The sequence below is a fragment of the Flavobacterium gawalongense genome (genome assembly GCF_007097265.1).
In the GTDB taxonomy this organism is placed as follows: domain Bacteria; phylum Bacteroidota; class Bacteroidia; order Flavobacteriales; family Flavobacteriaceae; genus Flavobacterium; species Flavobacterium gawalongense.
On record NZ_VJZP01000029.1, the window covers coordinates 1 to 18,166 of the forward strand.

The window sequence follows — 18,166 nt, forward strand, 5'->3', positions numbered from 1 at the left end:
AAGAAAGATGGTAAATTATAAATAAATGTCAATAAAATCAGTACTTAATAAGTGCGACCAAAGTGCCTATACCTATAATTTTTATTCCTATATGATTGAGTTTGTCAATTATTCTAAAATTAATACCTCTAATTAAAATTTGTTCAAAAACGGTAGCTGAAAAAGTACTGCGAATGGAATGATTATATTAAAAAAAAATTGATGGATACTATTTCAAAACCATCATTAGCAATAATCACTCGTATGATAAAGCATTGTGATAGTACCCATTATGTACTATTTTTTATTTATTTTTCATTCCAAATAAAATTCGAATATGATTATATGGTTTTATAAAAAAATCATATACACCAATTGAAAGTAAAAAGGATACAAATGTTAAAAAGAGATATTTATTAATAATACTTTCATCAACCTGAATTACATAATACCCAATTACGATTATAAAAGTTTGGTGTAAAATATAAAAAGGATAAATACCCTCATTTGCATATTTTAAAATTTTGTTGTTAAAATTTAAATATTTTTTTCCATATCCGAAAATGGCTAGTAACCATGTCCATACATTCAAAATCCCTAACGCTATATATATCATGTTCGGTAAATTGAAACCCCATTCAGGTTCTAAATCATTCCAACGAAAATAATTTATGAGGATAGTACTCAAAAAAGCAGTTTTTAAATACTGTTTTCTTTTATCTTCAATGTCATTCCAAAATATTTGGTTGATTCCAATGAAAGAACCTAAAATAAAGTATGTGAAATATCTTGTAAACATTCCCCAATCCCCAATCAAAGCATGAGTGTCATTAGGATACCAAAAATAAAGTAAAAAGGCTAGATAAAGCGGAATCATACACCAGTACATCCCTGTCATTCGTGTTATATTAGCAAACTTTAAAACAATTTTTTTTCCTTTGTCGGATTTAATGAACAGAAGGAAGGGTAATGCTATTATTGAGTAAACAAAAAGGTAAGCTATGAACCATAAATGATGCCAAAATAAATTTCCTTCAGGATAAAAACCAGTTGAAAAAATACTAGGATAAAATGTTAGATAAGATTCGTACTTTATTCCTTGGAAGAGTCTTTCACAATAGATTTGAGGAGGAACTATTAGTAACACACCTATTAGTAATGGTATTAGCAATCTTTTAGACCGTTGCATTACATATTGCCTTTTAGATACATGGTTCATAATAAAAGCTGTGCCAATACCAGAAATCAAAAATAATAATGGCATTCTCCATCTGGAAATAAAATAATTGAATTCCAACATAAGATTACTTAATTCATTATTTTTTATATGCCAACCTTCTTCAGCAACAAAAGGCATAGCACAATGGAATAAATGCAATAACAAAATTGCAATTACTCTCAACCAATCTAAGTCGTATCGTCTTTCTTTCATAGTTTCTATTTTTATTAAATGTGTAATCTATTCGATGATTTTATCAAAGTATTTTAAAAATACTTTGATGATTATATTTTTTACTATTTGTATTGAATTGCTTCTGAAATTCGTTAAGCAAATTCAACTTAATAATAGATTTTGCCTAAAATTATTGGATTGCATAATTTGTTATATCCGTCCGCTTACTCATAAATACGGAATGGGAATCGGTTCCGTATAACACGGGTTTCATTGTTCGTGCTGTAAACGCAACGAAACCTTAGCCGTTACGCGCATTAAAATCTGATTGTGCTAAAATAAGTCCACACGATAAATAGTATTTGTAAAGGAATTCTAAACCATAAGTAATTGAGTCCATTCCCGTTGTGAGACCCTGTTTGATAGTCAATGTGGTCAATAGCGGCTTTGATATTTCCAGGCAACAATAAGATAAAAAAAAGTATCAATGCCCAGCCTGTCCATACTCTAAAGCTAGGAATTAGTAAACCTACAGCAGCAATGATTTCAATAACACCGGTTAAATAAATTACTTCGGACTTAGAAGGTATAAAATCAGGTAGCATCATCGTCATGCCTTTTGTAAAAGCAAAATGTCCAATTGCTGTAAAACCTAACATGACTGCCATAGAAATTCTGCCTAATAAGGGATAATCAAATGTTTTGGTAAACAATTTGGTCACGAGTAAACTGACTGTAAATGCTCCGAGTAATATAAATAGTGGTTTCATTTCTTATTGTTTTAATAGTATGAATTTATCTTTATTGATTTGGTCAAAATGATTAGGTTTATTAGTTGGTCTTTTTAAAACATCATGTCAATGTTGATATTATTTTCATTGCATGACCGCTAACTGATTTTTAGAAAAATTTTTCTCTCAAAAAAATGCTCCAATCCACCTTAAACTAGTCAGATTTTAGAAGGTTGACGTTTGCAAACATATTGAAAGGATCTGTACTTGGAAGTATATTTTAATTCCGCTGTTTGGCTTACTAACTATCAGTAAATTATTAGTTTTTAAATAGTTTTAAGGATTTTACAAATATTATATTTAAGTGATTTATTGAATGGTATAATCAACTTTATCAACTTCGCTTAACCTGAAATAGCCCAGTGGATAGTTGTCAAAATTTGTTTCGTTTTTTATATTTCCTTTCACAGTTGAAGGTGGAGTCTGAAATGGCCCGCCTCCTGAACTTCCTGACACGCTCAATAGTATGGTCATGTAATTGAAATAGGCCTTTGAAATGCCATAATGAGTAATTTCAACCTTTTCACCAGGTTTAGTATCCTCTTCGAGTACCAAGCTATAGAATGTATTTCCCTGAAAAAAGAGATCATCATCCACAGCGTATTCTGGTTTTAGGTTTTTTGAGAATTTGTATTTATAAAGATAATAATTATCTGCTTGGGCTGGATCATCAAAAAAAGTTTTTATTTTTAGAATATCGTTGCCTAACCCTGTCTGAATTTCTTGTGTCACCGAAGTTATTGCAGCAACTGATTTCAAGGTTTCTGTGGCAGTATAGGTCTGTCCGTTGTTGATCACTGTCAAAGTGTAGGTTTCGTCAATGACTGGAACAAAGTTAGCACAAAGATAAATTCCAGTATTGGGTGTTTCAATGAAACTGAAAATGACATTTGAACTATTTTTTATAAAAACTGTCGCCCCTGAAACCACAGGTATCACGTTTGTATAAAAATCGGTTGTTGTAGATAGTTTTATAGTTTGATTATTTCCAAGTGTCCCTTTTATCCAATTAATGTTGGCATCAATTACAAATCTTGGTTTGTCCGTATTTAGGGGAATGTCTACTACATCTTGACAGCTGCTAAAAAAGACCACTGTTAGTATTCCGATTATGAAATAGATTTTATTTTTCATTTTTGTTTATTTTTAAAATTTGAAGTTATAACTGACTGCAGGAACTATCCCGAAAATTGAGGTTCTTAGTGCTTCATTGTTTCCAGTGTCGGCATTTTGCTGAAAGCTTATTGAAGCAGCGTTTTTACGGTTGTATACATTATAAATACTGAAGACCCATTCTGAATTCCACTTTCGGTTGTCGTTTTTATGAGGCGTTAGTGTTGCTGAAAGATCCAAATGGTTATAAATTGGCAATCTATTTTCGTTTCTTAAGCCGTAACTGGGTACTAAAATGTCCTGATACGTGTATTGACCGTTTGGGTAGGTTACGGGCTGTCCCGATTGCAGAATAAAATTGGCTCCAAAACTCCATTTTTTATTTAAATTATAGCTACTTGTAACGGCGAGATTATGCAATTTATCGTAAGCTGAACTATACCATTTTCCATTATTGATTCCGATTTCTGAACTGTTTCTTCCCGGAGTTTGCTGCTCTGATTTTGATAAGGTATAGGAAATCCAACCGGTAAATCTGCCTTCGTTTTTGCGGAACATCAATTCTAAACCATAAGAGCGCATTTGCCCATTGAGGATTACCTGTTCAATGGCTTCGTTTGCAATCAAATCGGCGCCGTCAATGTAATCCATCCTGTTTTGGATTTTTTTATAAAAAGTTTCCGCCTCGAAGGAATACATTTCCTCATCGAAATTCCTGAAATAACCTAAAGCCACTTGGTCTGCAATTTGTGGTTTGATAAAATTGTCACTAGGCATCCAAATATCAAGTGGTGTTGGTGATGAAGTATTGGAAACCAATTGTAAATACTGAACCATTCTATTATAACTTACTTTTAGAGACTGATTTTTATCTATTCCATAAGCGATAGAAAACCGAGGTTCTAAATAATTATAGTTCTGAATTACTTTGTTTTTATCGTAAAATTTAGTGCCAATAGGAGTTGCTTTTTCATAGATCTGCAGCTCTTGATTAAAAGTTACAGGTTCATCATTAGCATAAATATTTGTAGTTGATTTACCTAGCCTATAAAACAGGCTGTATCGCAAGCCATAATAAAGGGAAACTTTTTTAGAAATTTCTTGCTCGGCTTCAATATATATTGCAGGTTCAAAAGCATATTTTTTATCTAATTGATTAAAATTTATTCCTGAATTTGGTTTTGTTGGATTTACTGTTCCAGGATTGAAATCATAATAAATGCTATTCACACCAAAATTTAATTTGAATTTATCTGAAATATAATTCTTGAAATCATATTTTATATTATAATTTTTAATTCCGGAATCCCATTTGAAACCAGCTAAATCCAAATCTAAGCCAAAGTAATAATCACTAAATATCACGGATAGGTTTGAAAATAATTTGTCATTAAATAAGTGATTCCAACGCAAGTTTAAAATTGAATTGCCATAGGTGTTGGTAAAACTTTTGTCTAAACTAAAGACATCCCGACCAAAATACCCCGATAGAAACAAATTATTGTTTGGATTTAGTTTGTACGATAACTTTGTATTCAAATCATAGAAATAGGCTGCATTGTTTTTTTGTTCTTCAGAGAGTTTTAAAAATAGATGTGCATACGAGGCACGACCACCAATAAGAAAAGAACCTTTGTCTTTTACTATTGGCCCTTCAGCCAATAACCTACTGGAAATTAATCCAATTCCACCATTCATGTGAAAACCGGTGCTACTTCCGTCTTTCTGGTAAATATCTAAAACCGAAGAGGCTCTTCCTCCATATCTTGCAGGTATTCCACCCTTGTAAAGTTTTAAGTCCTTAATTGCATCAGGGTTAAAGACCGAAAAGAATCCAAAAACATGGGAAGAATTAAAAATAGTTGCTTCATCCAAAAGTATTAAATTCTGGTCTGCACCACCTCCACGAACATTAAAACCAGAAGCACCTTCGCCAGCATTGGTTACCCCGGGTAAAAGTAAAATAGATTTCAGAACATCAACTTCACCAAGGACTACAGGCATTTTTTTTATTGTAGCAATAGAAAGTTTATTGATACTCATTTCTGCTTTTCTTATGTTGGTTGCTTTTCTATCGGTTGTAATAACCACTTCTTGTAATTGTTCTTCGCTACTGAAAAGTTTGAAGTTACTTTTGTAGTTTTTGTTGAGGTTCACATTTACTGTTATCGTTTGAAAACTTAAAAAACTCACTTGCACTTTATAGTTGCCTTTGGGAATTGTGATAGAGTAAAAGCCATATTCATTTGTAGTTGTTCCTGTTTCTAATTCAGGAAAATAGATATTTACTCCGATTAAGGTTTCGTTGCTTTTGGAATCAGTTACGATACCGCTTAGTGTGTGTGTTTCCTGAGAATATATACTGCTAAAGAAGAGTAGAAATAATAGGGTCAAGAGATAAACCATTTTCATATTCATAATATTTAATTTTAATTTTTTTGCAAGGTCATTTTAATACTAATCTTGATGTTATTCTTTAATATATAAACCTTCAAATTGATGGCTTTTATGATAATTTCAGAATGCAAAAATATTATTGACACTATTTAATCCCATTAGCTTAAGTTAAGAAATGGCAAAAGTATTTTTAGATGTAATCTGTAGGATAGGACAAAAATGAAGTTAAATAGGACTTATGTGAAATTAGCTTTGATTATCAATAGTACTACTACAAAACCCAGGTTAGCTAACACTCTTTTATACTGTCACTGTACTAACTTCTTGAAACGAACCTTTTTTTAGGAATAAGAAATAGGTCAACATTAATATGCAGAATACAATAGCTGATTTTATGCAGTCGGCATTGCTATTTATTGCACGTCCCGATATAAAAGCAAAAATCACATCAAAAGTAAAGCCTGCAAAAGCCCATTCTTTTAGTCGTTTTAGATTGGGTATCAACAAAGCTATAACTCCAGCAATTTTTGTAATACCAAGTGTTAGTATAAAATAGGGTGGATAACCCATTCTTAAAGTTTTTGGATAGGTAGATGGGTTTTTAGTTATTTCCATAAAGCCGCTTATAGCAAAAAATATAGCCAATAGTATTAAAAGTGACCAATATAAATAAGCACCTTTTTTGTTTTTTGTTTTCATGATTTATAAATGATTAAATAATTAAAGTTTTTTTTATTTGACTTAATGATTCTTGTGTAATACCCAAGTACGCATCAACCATTTTATTAGTTAGATTTTGTATGGTTCAGGATTCTATTTCTTTTAATAAATCTTCGTTCTGTTGTAGCGTATTCCTGTAATAGTGGCTAGCATTTATTCAGTCAGTATTGCTATTTTCTCTTTTTGGTTCCGGGTTAATTTTTTCTGATTCAAGGGAGAAGAGTACGCTTGTTATTTTCCATTTTCCATTTATTTTGACAAGCCCCCAACTTTCTTTACCCCAATTTTTCTTTATTTTATTTTTCCAAAAACTATAATCAAAAGTTACTGATGCAATACTACCGTCTTCATTAATATCTATATTGTAAAATTTTTCTTCATCTGTACCCGTATCTGAAATAAAGCTATAGAATTTTTGATAAGTACTTTCAAAATAATTTTTCTTTGTACTGTCTTTTTTTAACACGTCTTCTTGAGTTTTATCCTTAATAACTCCGATCCAAACTATTGGTTCGTTATGAAAGAGATTATAAAACTTTATACTGTCTTTTTTTACAATACACGCCATAAACGAATTTAAAATTTGTTTTATTTCTTTTTTGTCTGTTGTCTCTTTGTTTTGGCTAAAAGCAAAATTTGAAAGAAGTAATAATGCTAAAAATAATGTTAGTTTTTTCATTGATTTTTTGTATTAAATTGTTTATTATTATTGCCTCATTATTTTGAGACAAGTACGAAAGGTTAGATGATGGTTAAATATTATCAGACAAAAAAATTTCAGAAGAGGACAAAGGATAAATTATATTTTGCATTCATATCATTTTATTATTCAGGATATATTTATTTATCGGCTTTTCATCACTTACTATTGTGGTATTTTTTTATATTCTATTTTAAATTCCCCGATAAAATTCTTGATAATTTATTTTAATTTGTCCAATTGCCAAAACTGGAAGCAAAGTACTTTTAGATGTGATCTGCAGGATAGGGAAAAAAAGAAGTTGAATAGGGCTTATATGAAATTAGCTTTGACTAACAACATTACTATTGCAAAAACCAAGTTAGTTACCACTCTTTTATGCCGCCACTGTACTAGCTTCTTGAAACGAACCTTTTTTTAGAAACAAGAAATAGGTCAGGATTAATATGCAGAATACAATAGCTGATTTTATGCAGTCTGCATTGCTATTTATTGCACGTCCCGATATAAAAGCAAAAATAACATCAAAAGTAAAGCCTGCAAAAGCCCATTCTTTTAGTCGTTTTAGATTGGGTATCAACAAAGCTATAACTCCAGCAATTTTAGTAATTCCAAGTGTTAGTATAAAATAGGGTGGGTAACCCATTCTTAAAGTCTTTGGATAGGTAGATGGGTTTTTAGTTATTTCCATAAAGCCGCTTATAGCAAAAAAGACAGCCAATAGTATTAAAAGAGACCAGTATAAGTACGCTATTTTTTTATTTTTTGTTTTCATGATTTAAAAATAATTAAAGATTAAAGATTGAGTTTTTTTGGTGTAAATTGCTGTACAAATGCAAGGTAAATCGTAAATTGGGTTAGCAATTTTAGTTTTCCGTTTCTATGGTATATATTTTGACAATAGCCAGCGCCGATAAAAAGTCAAGTAGTAAATAGGTGTAAATAAGCTTTTCCATAATTGTTCCTATGTATAAATTGATAATATTTTATACAAAAGTCCAAGAATAGAGCTAGGGCTACAATTTTATTATGCGAAGTAAGTGAAGATGTCTGCAAACTATTATTTTAATTCTGCAAGACATTTACTGAAAATCTATATTCTATTATTTATTACCTGAAAAAAAAGCTCTTTATAGGTTTCTGAAATTGGGATTCTCTGATCAGAAATTTTTATTCTCATCCGTTCTATAGATTCTATTTTGTTAATCCCAACCATATAGGATTTATGAACTCTGCAAACCAAATTGGAGGGTATGATTTGTTCTAGTTCACTAAAATTTTGAAGCGTCATGATCTTTTTATTTATTGTATGAATTCTACGGTAATCTCTCATTCCTTCGATAAATAAAATATCTTTTAAATTTATTTTCTCTAATCGATTTTCCGTCTTTACAAAAATAAAGTCTAATGGCACGTTAGGAAGGAATTGGTTGATGTTTTCTTGTGCTTTGTTTATGGCTTTTAAGAATCTATCAAACGTAAATGGTTTTAATAAGTAATCAGTTACATTAAGTTCATACCCTTTTATGGCATACTCCTGATAGGCTGTAGTTATAATAACCTGACTTTCTATTTTTGAACTTTCAAGCAATTCAATACCGGACAATTCATCCATATTAATATCTAAAAAAAGCAAATCAACTTTATTAGATTTTAAATAGGATAGACCATTAAGTGCATTGTCAAACGTACCACATAAATTGAGAAAGGGTATTTTGTTAACAAAACTCTTGGTTCTTTCGAGAGCCAAGGGTTCGTCTTCTATTATAATACAAGAGTATCTATCCATTTTTGATTGTTAATTTTACACTGTAAAGGTTGATTTGATGGTCTAATTCTAATATATGTTGTACTGGATAAATTAAATTTAGACGTTTTTGAATAAGATCATTACCTAAACCATTGCTTTCTTGTTTTAATTTTCGATTGGAATCGAACTTGTTTTTACATACAAATATGATGTTTTTCTTATTAATAAATAGCTGAACATTAATAGCATTATCTATTTTCTTATTTGTACTATGCTTAAAGGCATTTTCAATAAATGGAATAAAAACCATTGGTGCTATTGTTATACTGACTGGATTACCTATTACCTCAAATCTAACATAATTTGCATTTGCAGTTCTTATTTTTTGTAATTCGATGTACTTCTCTATGTATTCAATCTCTTTTTTAAGTAAAATTTCATCTGTTTTCGTTTCGTACAGCATAAAACGCAAAATATCGGATAGCTTATTTAAATAATTCGAAGCTTCTGTCGCATCCTTTAAAATCAACACATCGATGTTGTTCAGCGTATTAAATAGAAAATGAGGATCCAGCTGGGATTTTATCAATGCCATTTCTGTTTCATGATTTTTTTGTTTCAATTCTTCTTTCAACTTTATTTCATTAACCCAAGTAATAAAACCTTTAAGTATTAATGCTGCTAAACCAGATATTGAAGCAATAAAGCTCATAAATAGTATTGTTCTGATAGCGGTAGACCTACCGTTTATCCCTCCTTTATCCATGTCAATAAGTTGTCCCGATTCTATTAAATACCGCATCACAATATAGGCTATTATCGAAGTACCTACTGAAATTAGTATGCCAAAAAAAAAGGAAAGGAAAAACTTTTTTTGCTGTAGGTATTTTGGAAATACTATAAAATAGCAACCATAAAATGTTAAGAATGAAGGGAGATATGCAAACAGGAAAAGGGATTTGAAGGCATTCAAAATTCGTGCTGTTTGATCTACTGCATGACTACTGCTCCTATAGAAAACAGTTAACATGATTGCTATTAACAGTAAATAGCACAACCAAAAACCAATATGTAGCAAAATAACGATTGATTTTTTCATAACTTCAAATTTAGTGATTTAGAAGAACAATATTCGATGATTTTAATGCCATTAGAAAATATATTATTCCAACTGGGGATATTCGTCTGCAAGATTAGGAAAGGCTCATGCGGATGGCTGTATGAAAAATATCACAATAGGATTGTTGCCTTAATTCGAGATAGAATAAAAATGAAGTTCTTTAATTTAAAATTTGATTTAAAAGATACATAGGTAACATTTTCACCTTTTCCTGTGGCTTTTGGATAGCTTCCTGCTTTAAAATAGGATGCGTCAAAAGAGAATGATAGATTTTTATTGTTGATGTTAAAGTAATTCTACATTGGTAAAAGTAGAAATGTCAAAAAATAATATATTACTTATACAGAATTTTTCATTACTAAAATTTGATAAAAACCAAAAAATTATAGGTAAAGTTTTAATATTTTTTTTTGATTTTGCATTAATTATTTTTTCAAAAGACAACTCAATTAAATTGTCTTTATTAGATTTTAATTTGCTTGAATTGAATATTGTTTATTGCAAATTTATCCCTCAAAATTTTCATATCCTCGCTCACTTTTTTATCCAAAACTTTTGCGTAATGTTGAGTAGTTTGTATGTTTTTATGTCCAAGCATTTTACTTACAGTTTCAATAGGGACGCCATTTGTGAGAGTTACAGAGGTAGCAAATGTGTGTCTTGCCATATGAAAAGTAATTTCTTTTGAAATATCACATAGATCTCCAACTTCTTTGAGATAAGCATTCATTTTTTGATTGGTCAAAATCGGCAAAATACTATCTTCATTTAAACACTTTGGATGGTTGGCATATTTTAGAATGATTTCTTGGGCAATTGGCAGCACTGGAATTTTTGACTTGGTATCTGTTTTTTGACGGTTTTTGAATATCCATTTTTCGCCATCGATGCCTATTGCTATATGGCCTATCTTTAACCCTTTTACATCTACATAAGCCAAACCGGTGTAACAGGAAAAAATAAAAATATCCTTTACTAAAGTTAATCGTTCTGTTGAAAACCTTTTATTGTAAATTCTATTTAGTTCTTCTTCAGTAAGAAAATCTCGTTCCACTTCTTTCATTTTCCCTTCGTATCGGCTACAAGGATTTTTATCTAACCAATCGTTATCCAAACAGATTTTAATTATTTTTCTAAAATTCCTAACATATTTCACAGCAGTATTATTATTGCACTTTTTAACGCTTCGCAAGTAGAATTCAAATTCGGTTACAAAAGCATAATCAATTTTATTAATGCTAATGTCTGAAACACTGTATTTCCATTGGATAAATTCTTGCAAGTGTTTCAAAGATATTTTGAAACGTTCCAGTGTTCCATACGCATACCCATTTCCGATAAGTTCTTCGATTTTATCATTGTGATTTTGATAAATTGGAATTATCATTCGCTCACGTTGATGGGTTCCTAATATTCTTGATTTGAAATTCTCTAGGGATAATTCTTCATTTTTATGGATTAGCTCCATTTGAATGTCAAAAACTTTCGATTTCATTAAATCAAGATAGTTATTTAATGTTCTAGCTTCTTCCGAGCTTCCTTTCATTTTAGATAGTTCTGGAGACCATTTGGATTTTTCAATGAATTTCTTGGAACTAAATTCGAAACGTTGGCCGTCAACTGTTAGCCGAATATAAATTGGTAATTGTCCAGCTGCATTAGCTTTTGTGGTTTTTGCATAAATGTGTAAAGTGATTTTTGCTTTCATAGTGGTAACCTTTTAATTAGTATTCAATTTAATTTTCTAAAGGATAACAAACAAGATGTACATATTCTGAACAAGCATTGAACTGGTTGTTAGTACGACTGTTTGCAAGGATTGAGAAGATTTAGCGAGACCCTAAATTTTGAATTTTACAGGGTCTCGATTTTGTCCCTTTCCAATTAAGATTGAATGAATAATTTGGTATATGCACAAAAGAAAAAACCCTATAAATCGTAAGATTTATAGGGTTTTGAAACCATTTGTTATTAAACTTGTGGGCGATGAGGGGTTCGAACCCCCGACCCCCTCGGTGTAAACGAGGTGCTCTGAACCAGCTGAGCTAATCGCCCTTATAGGTGTGCAAAGATACATTTAGAAATTGTATTTACAAGTAAATTATCAAAAAAATAAATAAAAATTAGATAAAAATCCTTTTCATGCTCTGTAATAGCACTTTAATTATCTAATGAAACAGTACTGTTTTTTTGTAATGAGTCGTTATAGTCATACATTTGTGATATAAATAATATGTAATGGCACGATTCAAAGAAAACGATTTACCAAAATCAAAAATTACTGCAAGTTCACTCCATAAAGCGACTCTTATATTTCAATATGCAGGAAATCATCGTTGGAAATTTTATGTTGGTTTAGTTTTTTTACTGCTAACAGGTGCAACCGCGTTAGCTTTCCCTAAATTAATGGGAATGCTTATCGATTGTGTGAAAAATAAAGATAATGCGCAGGCTAATTATATTGCCTTGGGATTAGTTGTTATTTTATTTTTTCAATCTATTTTTTCCTTTTTCAGATTGTCTTTATTTGTCAATTTTACGGAACATACATTGGCTAATCTTAGATTAGCGTTATATAGTAATCTGGTTAAGTTACCCATGTCATTCTTTTCACAAAAGCGCGTAGGTGAATTAAACAGCCGAATCAGTTCGGATATAACCCAAATACAAGACACCTTAACATCTACAATAGCTGAATTCTTAAGACAATTCATTTTAATTATTGGCGGTGTTCTTTTGTTGGCGAATGAAAGTATCAAATTAACGTTGCTAATGTTATCTGTAGTACCACTTGTGGCTGTTGCTGCGGTTATTTTTGGACGATTTATCAGAAAATATTCGAAAAACGTTCAAGATAAAGTTGCCGAAAGTCAGGTTATTGTTGAAGAAACGATGCAAGGAATTAGTATTGTAAAGGCTTTTGCCAATGAATGGTACGAAATTGCACGTTATAATGGCAAGATAAAAGAAGTCGTTAAAATAGCCATCAAGGGAGGAAAATACAGAGGATACTTCGCTTCATTCATTATTTTTTGTCTCTTTGGAGCCATTGTTGCCGTAGTTTGGTTTGGCGTTCGTTTGAGCATTAGCGGAGAGATGAGCGTAGGACAATTAATTTCGTTTGTATTATACTCTACATTTGTAGGTGCTTCTTTTGGAGGAATCGCTGAACTTTATGCGCAAATCCAAAAGGCAATTGGTGCAACCGAACGTGTTTTTGAATTATTAGATGAAACTCCTGAAAAAATTAATTCAATCCAAAATGCATCCTCTGCCCATAAAATAAAAGGCAATGTTACTTTCAAGAATGTAGCTTTCAGTTATCATTCGAGAAAAGAAATCAAAGTATTGAAAGATGTCAGCTTCACCGCTAATTATGGTCAAAAAATCGCCATTGTAGGTCCAAGTGGAACCGGAAAATCGACTATCGCTTCTTTATTGCTGCGCTTCTATACTATTGATAGCGGAGAAATCTTGGTAGACGGGAAAAACATTTACGATTATGATTTAGAAAATCTTCGGGGTAATATGAGTATTGTGCCTCAAGATGTGATTTTATTTGGAGGAACCATCAAAGAAAATATCGCCTACGGAAAACCGGATGCTACTGAGGAAGAAATTCTTCTGGCTGCAAAACAAGCCAATGCTTTAAATTTCATTGAAGGTTTTCCGGAAAAATTTGAAACTGTTGTTGGCGAAAGAGGAATTAAACTTTCTGGAGGGCAAAGGCAGCGTATTGCAATTGCGAGAGCATTGCTAAAAAACCCAAGTATTTTGATTCTGGATGAAGCCACGTCTTCATTAGACAGCGAAAGTGAAAAACTGGTTCAGGAAGCACTGGAGATTTTGATGGAAGGAAGAACAAGTATCATTATTGCGCACCGTCTTTCTACTATACGAAGCGCTGATCAAATTTTGGTTCTGGATAAAGGAAAAATTACAGAACAAGGAACACATCAGGAATTAATCGCTTTAGAAAATGGAATGTATAAAAACTTAAGTAATTTGCAGTTTAGCAATTCTTAGTTCTAATTCAATGACCTAAAAAAAAATCCATTTGCGAAAAACAAATGGATTTTTTCATGACAGTTGTTATACATTTTAATATAACTGAATACTAAAGAACTGATCACTGAGAACTTTATTTTACTCCCCTTTTCTTCTCTTGCGTTCCGCTTTTATCATTGATAATTCCCGACTGGTTTGCCCGGCAACTGAAGTATTTTCCTCAGCACGACGAATTAAATACGGCATCACATCTTTTACCGGACCAAAAGGCAGGTATTTAGCAACATTATAACCATTAGCGGCTAAATTGTAACTGATATTATCACTCATTCCATACAATTGACCAAACCAGATTCTGTCATCGTTTGATTTAATTCCTTTCTCTTGCATCAACTCCATTAGAGCATAAGTACTTTCCTCATTATGGGTTCCTGCAAAAATAGACATCGTATCTAAATGTTCAATCATGTAATGCACTGCCGCATCATAATTTTCATCTGTAACCTCTTTTGAAGCACATATTGGTGACGGATAGTCTTTCTCTTCAGCACGCGCAATTTCTTTTTCCATGTAGGCACCACGAACCAATTTCATTCCAATTAAAAACCCTTCTTTTTTGGCTTTTTCGTGTAATTTTTTCAAATAATCCAAACGATCCCAACGATACATTTGCAGCGTATTGAAAACAATTGGCTTTTCTTTATTGTATTTGCGCATCATTTCGGTAACTAAATCATCAGCGGCATCTTGCATCCAACTTTCTTCACCATCAATAAGAAGTGCAACATTTTTTGAATGGGCGTCTTTACAAACCAAATCAAAACGCTCCACTACTCTATTCCATTCGGCTTGTTCTTCGGCAGTTAACGTTTGTTTTTCTCCTAATTTTTCATACAATTCAAAACGTCCAAACCCAGTTGGTTTAAAAACTGCAAAAGGAATCGCTTTGCGTTCTTTGGCAAATTCAATCGTTTTTAAAGTCATTTCCAATGCAGCATCAAACTGATCTTCCTCTTCTTTTCCTTCAACAGAATAATCCAATACAGACGAAACACCTTTGGTAAACATTTTATCGACCACAGAAAGACAGTCAACCTCATTTACTCCGCCACAAAAATGGTCAAAAACGGTGGCGCGAATTAAACCTTCAACAGGAAGATTTGCTTTCAGTGCAAAATTAGTAACCGCAGTTCCTATTCGAACTAAAGGCTGATTATCAATCATTTTGAAAAGAAAATAAGCTCTATCGAGTTCGGTATCGCTTTTTAATGCAAACGCAACTTGTGTATTATTGAATATTTTTTCCATTTTTTGTGATATTTTTGTACAAATATAGATAGAGTTTTGAATATTATTCAGCAAAAATTACCTTATTTTGCCCTTTCAATTAATCAATAAAGATGCAATCAATTCAAGCCAACAATTATCCGATTCATTTCAATGAAAAAGGATATGAAGCACTAAACCTTCATTTAAAAGAGAACAAGTATTCTAACCTATTTATTATTGTAGATAGCAATACAAATGAGTTTTGTTTGCCAAAATTTCTACCTTTTTTAGAAACTGATCTTACTATTGAAATCATTGAATTTGAAGCAGGGGAACAAAACAAGAATATAGAAACCTGTGTACAAATTTGGAATGTATTAACTGAACTTGGTGCCGACAGAAAAAGTCTCGTGATTAATCTTGGTGGTGGTGTTGTTACTGATTTAGGTGGTTTTGTCGCTTCAACATTCAAAAGAGGAGTTGATTTTATTCATATTCCTACTACTCTATTGTCCATGGTTGATGCTTCTGTAGGCGGGAAAAATGGTGTTGATTTAGGGAATTTAAAAAACCAAATAGGTGTAATCAATGTGCCAAAAATGGTACTTATAGATACACAATATCTTAACACATTGCCCCAAAACGAAATGCGTTCCGGTCTTGCCGAAATGCTGAAACACGGTTTGATATATGATAAAGAATATTGGGAGCAATTTCTAGATTTGAAAGCCATTGATTTTGTCGATTTTGATGAATTAATATATCGTTCTGTAGAAATAAAGAATGAAATTGTCATGCAAGATCCTACTGAAAAAAACATCCGAAAATCATTGAATTTTGGTCATACACTTGGTCATGCGATTGAAAGCTATTTTCTGGAGAATGAAAACAAAACTACTTTATTACACGGAGAAGCAATTGCTGTTGGAATGATATTGGAAAGTTACATTTCGTTAAATAAAAATTTAATCAATCAGGAGGAATATTTTCAAATAAAATCAACTATCAAGACTATATACGACGACATTGTTTTTGAAGAAAATGATATCGAACCTATTTTGGAATTGCTTATTCACGACAAAAAAAATGAGTATGGTAACATCCAGTTTGCATTGATAGAAGGCATCGGAAAAATAAAAATCAATCAATCGGTTGAAAATGAATTAATTCTTAAAGCGTTTCAGGATTATAAATCTTAATTATTTTTTATAAAAAGGATTGCATTACGTATATAATATTTTTTACATTTGCTTCGATGAAAAAAAGTCAAAACAAGAGAAATTATAGTTCTAAGAAAAACCAAAACAATATGTCTTTTTTAAGAATATTGAAACGTTTTTATTCTATCAAAGGAAACTTTAGTTTTGATGTTTTTCAGTATTTGAAAGCCGATCAAGAAAAGCTTCAAATTATTTATGCAAATATCAGAGTTTGAATTTTAGGTTAATTATTTTTACGTATATTTAATCTAAAATCCTGAAAACTAAATGAATACAAAATATTCTGATTTAATAAATCAAACCTATTACTTTCCACAAGAAGAGTTTACTTTAAACAAAGATAATCTTCAGTTTCACAATATTGATTTAATGAAACTAGTAGAGAAATATGGCACTCCATTAAAATTTACTTATTTACCTCAAATTTCCAATAACATTAACAAAGCCAAAAGCTGGTTTCGTAAATCGATGGAGAAAAATAAATATGAGGCTAAGTATTATTATTGTTATTGCACAAAAAGCTCTCATTTTGAATTTGTTATGAATGAAGCTTTTAAGAACAACATTCACATTGAAACTTCATCCGCTTTTGACATTAATATTGTTGAAAATTTATTAGCAAATGGAAAAATCAATAAAAGTACTTATATCATTTGCAATGGTTTTAAAAGAGATCAATACATTGAAAACATAGCTCGGTTAGTAAACAACGGACATAAAAATGCTATTCCAATTATTGATAACTACGAAGAACTAGATTTACTTCAAGGTCAGATAAAAGGAAAATTCAAAATTGGAATTCGTATTGCTGCCGAAGAAGAACCTAAATTTGAGTTTTATACTTCAAGATTAGGAATTGGATACAAAAACATCGTTCCTTTTTATAAAAAAGAAATCAAAGAAAATAAAAAATTGGAACTTAAAATGTTGCACTTTTTTATCAATACAGGAATCAATGACAATGCATACTACTGGAATGAATTAGTAAAATGTATCAAAGTTTATGTTGCATTAAAAAAAGAATGTCCTACATTAGATGGATTAAATATTGGTGGTGGTTTTCCAATCAAAAACTCATTGGCATTTGAATATGATTACCAGTACATGATTGATGAAATTATCAATCAAATAAAAATTGCCTGCGACGAAGCAGAAGTTGATGTTCCAAATATTTTTACAGAATTTGGTTCCTTTACGGTTGGAGAAAGTGGTGGAGCAATTTATCAGATTTTGTACCAAAAGCAACAAAATGACAGAGAAAAATGGAATATGATTGATTCCTCTTTTATTACAACTTTACCGGATACATGGGCTATTAATAAACGGTTTATCATGCTAGCAGTAAATCGTTGGAATGAAACTTACGAAAGGGTTTTGTTAGGCGGAATGACTTGTGATAGCGATGATTATTATAATTCTGAGCAAAATATGAATGCTATATATTTGCCAAAATACAACAAAGAAAAACCATTATATATAGGTTTTTTTAATACCGGAGCGTATCAAGAAACTATAGGCGGATATGGAGGTTTACACCACTGCTTAATTCCTCAACCCAAACACATACTGATAGATAGAGATGAAAATGGAATTTTGGCAACTGAGGTTTTCTCAGAACAACAAACCTCTGATGATGTTTTAAAAATATTAGGTTACGACAAAAAATAAATCTTAATTATACAATTAGTCAATTTAAAAATTCGTTA

The 18,166-nt window shown here is 31.2% G+C and carries 15 protein-coding genes and 1 tRNA gene; 4 read left to right on the plus strand and 12 right to left on the minus strand.

Features of this window, described 5'->3' with window-relative positions; genetic code table 11:
• Nucleotides 1-283 precede the first annotated feature (283 nt).
• The 11 genes from FNW38_RS13735 to FNW38_RS13785 form a co-directional block, all read right to left on the minus strand.
• A complete protein-coding gene (locus tag FNW38_RS13735) occupies nucleotides 284-1,411 on the minus strand; it encodes an acyltransferase family protein (RefSeq protein ID WP_143388388.1) in 1,128 nt (375 codons plus the stop codon).
• Between the two features lie 278 nt (nucleotides 1,412-1,689).
• On the minus strand, nucleotides 1,690-2,142 hold the full coding sequence (locus FNW38_RS13740) for a DoxX family protein (protein ID WP_143388387.1): 453 nt from the start codon (nucleotides 2,140-2,142) through the stop codon (nucleotides 1,690-1,692).
• A 330-nt stretch (nucleotides 2,143-2,472) separates the two neighbouring features.
• The gene (locus FNW38_RS13745; RefSeq protein WP_143388386.1) at nucleotides 2,473-3,297 is read right to left on the minus strand and encodes a DUF4249 family protein; all 825 of its coding nucleotides are present in this window, start codon (nucleotides 3,295-3,297) and stop codon (nucleotides 2,473-2,475) included.
• A gap of 12 nt (nucleotides 3,298-3,309) precedes the next feature.
• The gene (locus tag FNW38_RS13750; RefSeq protein WP_143388385.1) at nucleotides 3,310-5,694 is read right to left on the minus strand and encodes a TonB-dependent receptor; all 2,385 of its coding nucleotides are present in this window, start codon (nucleotides 5,692-5,694) and stop codon (nucleotides 3,310-3,312) included.
• A gap of 279 nt (nucleotides 5,695-5,973) precedes the next feature.
• Nucleotides 5,974-6,372, minus strand: a complete 399-nt coding sequence (locus FNW38_RS13755; protein ID WP_143388384.1) for a DoxX family protein — start codon at nucleotides 6,370-6,372, stop codon at nucleotides 5,974-5,976.
• A 178-nt stretch (nucleotides 6,373-6,550) separates the two neighbouring features.
• Nucleotides 6,551-7,072, minus strand: a complete 522-nt coding sequence (locus FNW38_RS13760; RefSeq protein WP_185963148.1) for a hypothetical protein — start codon at nucleotides 7,070-7,072, stop codon at nucleotides 6,551-6,553.
• Between the two features lie 397 nt (nucleotides 7,073-7,469).
• Nucleotides 7,470-7,868, minus strand: a complete 399-nt coding sequence (locus FNW38_RS13765) for a DoxX family protein (RefSeq protein ID WP_143388383.1) — start codon at nucleotides 7,866-7,868, stop codon at nucleotides 7,470-7,472.
• Between the two features lie 318 nt (nucleotides 7,869-8,186).
• A complete protein-coding gene (locus tag FNW38_RS13770) occupies nucleotides 8,187-8,882 on the minus strand; it encodes a LytR/AlgR family response regulator transcription factor (RefSeq protein WP_143388382.1) in 696 nt (231 codons plus the stop codon).
• Entirely contained in the window at nucleotides 8,875-9,942 is a 1,068-nt protein-coding gene (locus tag FNW38_RS13775) for a sensor histidine kinase (RefSeq protein ID WP_143388381.1), read from the minus strand. The genes FNW38_RS13770 and FNW38_RS13775 overlap by 8 nt, the downstream gene beginning before the upstream one ends.
• Nucleotides 9,943-10,426: 484 nt before the next feature.
• A complete protein-coding gene (locus FNW38_RS13780) occupies nucleotides 10,427-11,671 on the minus strand; it encodes a site-specific integrase (protein ID WP_143388380.1) in 1,245 nt (414 codons plus the stop codon).
• Between the two features lie 272 nt (nucleotides 11,672-11,943).
• A tRNA-Val gene (locus FNW38_RS13785) sits at nucleotides 11,944-12,018 on the minus strand.
• Nucleotides 12,019-12,201: 183 nt separating this feature from the next.
• Between FNW38_RS13785 and FNW38_RS13790 the strand changes: the two genes are divergently transcribed.
• A complete protein-coding gene (locus FNW38_RS13790) occupies nucleotides 12,202-13,989 on the plus strand; it encodes an ABC transporter ATP-binding protein (protein ID WP_143388379.1) in 1,788 nt (595 codons plus the stop codon).
• A 120-nt stretch (nucleotides 13,990-14,109) separates the two neighbouring features.
• Here FNW38_RS13790 and FNW38_RS13795 read toward each other — a convergent pair whose 3' ends face one another.
• Complete coding sequence (locus tag FNW38_RS13795; RefSeq protein WP_143388378.1) at nucleotides 14,110-15,279, minus strand: proline dehydrogenase family protein; 1,170 nt, start codon at nucleotides 15,277-15,279, stop codon at nucleotides 14,110-14,112.
• A gap of 92 nt (nucleotides 15,280-15,371) precedes the next feature.
• On the opposite strand from FNW38_RS13795, the gene aroB reads away from it, so the two are divergent.
• Genes aroB through FNW38_RS13810 form a run of 3 tightly spaced genes read left to right on the plus strand, consistent with a single transcriptional unit; the run spans nucleotide 15,372 to nucleotide 18,128 of the window.
• Nucleotides 15,372-16,439 (plus strand): 3-dehydroquinate synthase, encoded by a 1,068-nt coding sequence (gene aroB, locus FNW38_RS13800; protein ID WP_143388377.1) that lies wholly within the window; start codon nucleotides 15,372-15,374, stop codon nucleotides 16,437-16,439.
• Nucleotides 16,440-16,495: 56 nt separating this feature from the next.
• Nucleotides 16,496-16,675: a hypothetical protein gene (locus FNW38_RS13805; protein WP_144064948.1), complete on the plus strand. Its 180-nt coding sequence runs from the start codon at nucleotides 16,496-16,498 to the stop codon at nucleotides 16,673-16,675.
• Nucleotides 16,676-16,727: 52 nt separating this feature from the next.
• A complete protein-coding gene (locus tag FNW38_RS13810) occupies nucleotides 16,728-18,128 on the plus strand; it encodes a type III PLP-dependent enzyme domain-containing protein (protein ID WP_143388376.1) in 1,401 nt (466 codons plus the stop codon).
• The last annotated feature ends 38 nt before the right edge of the window (nucleotides 18,129-18,166 follow it).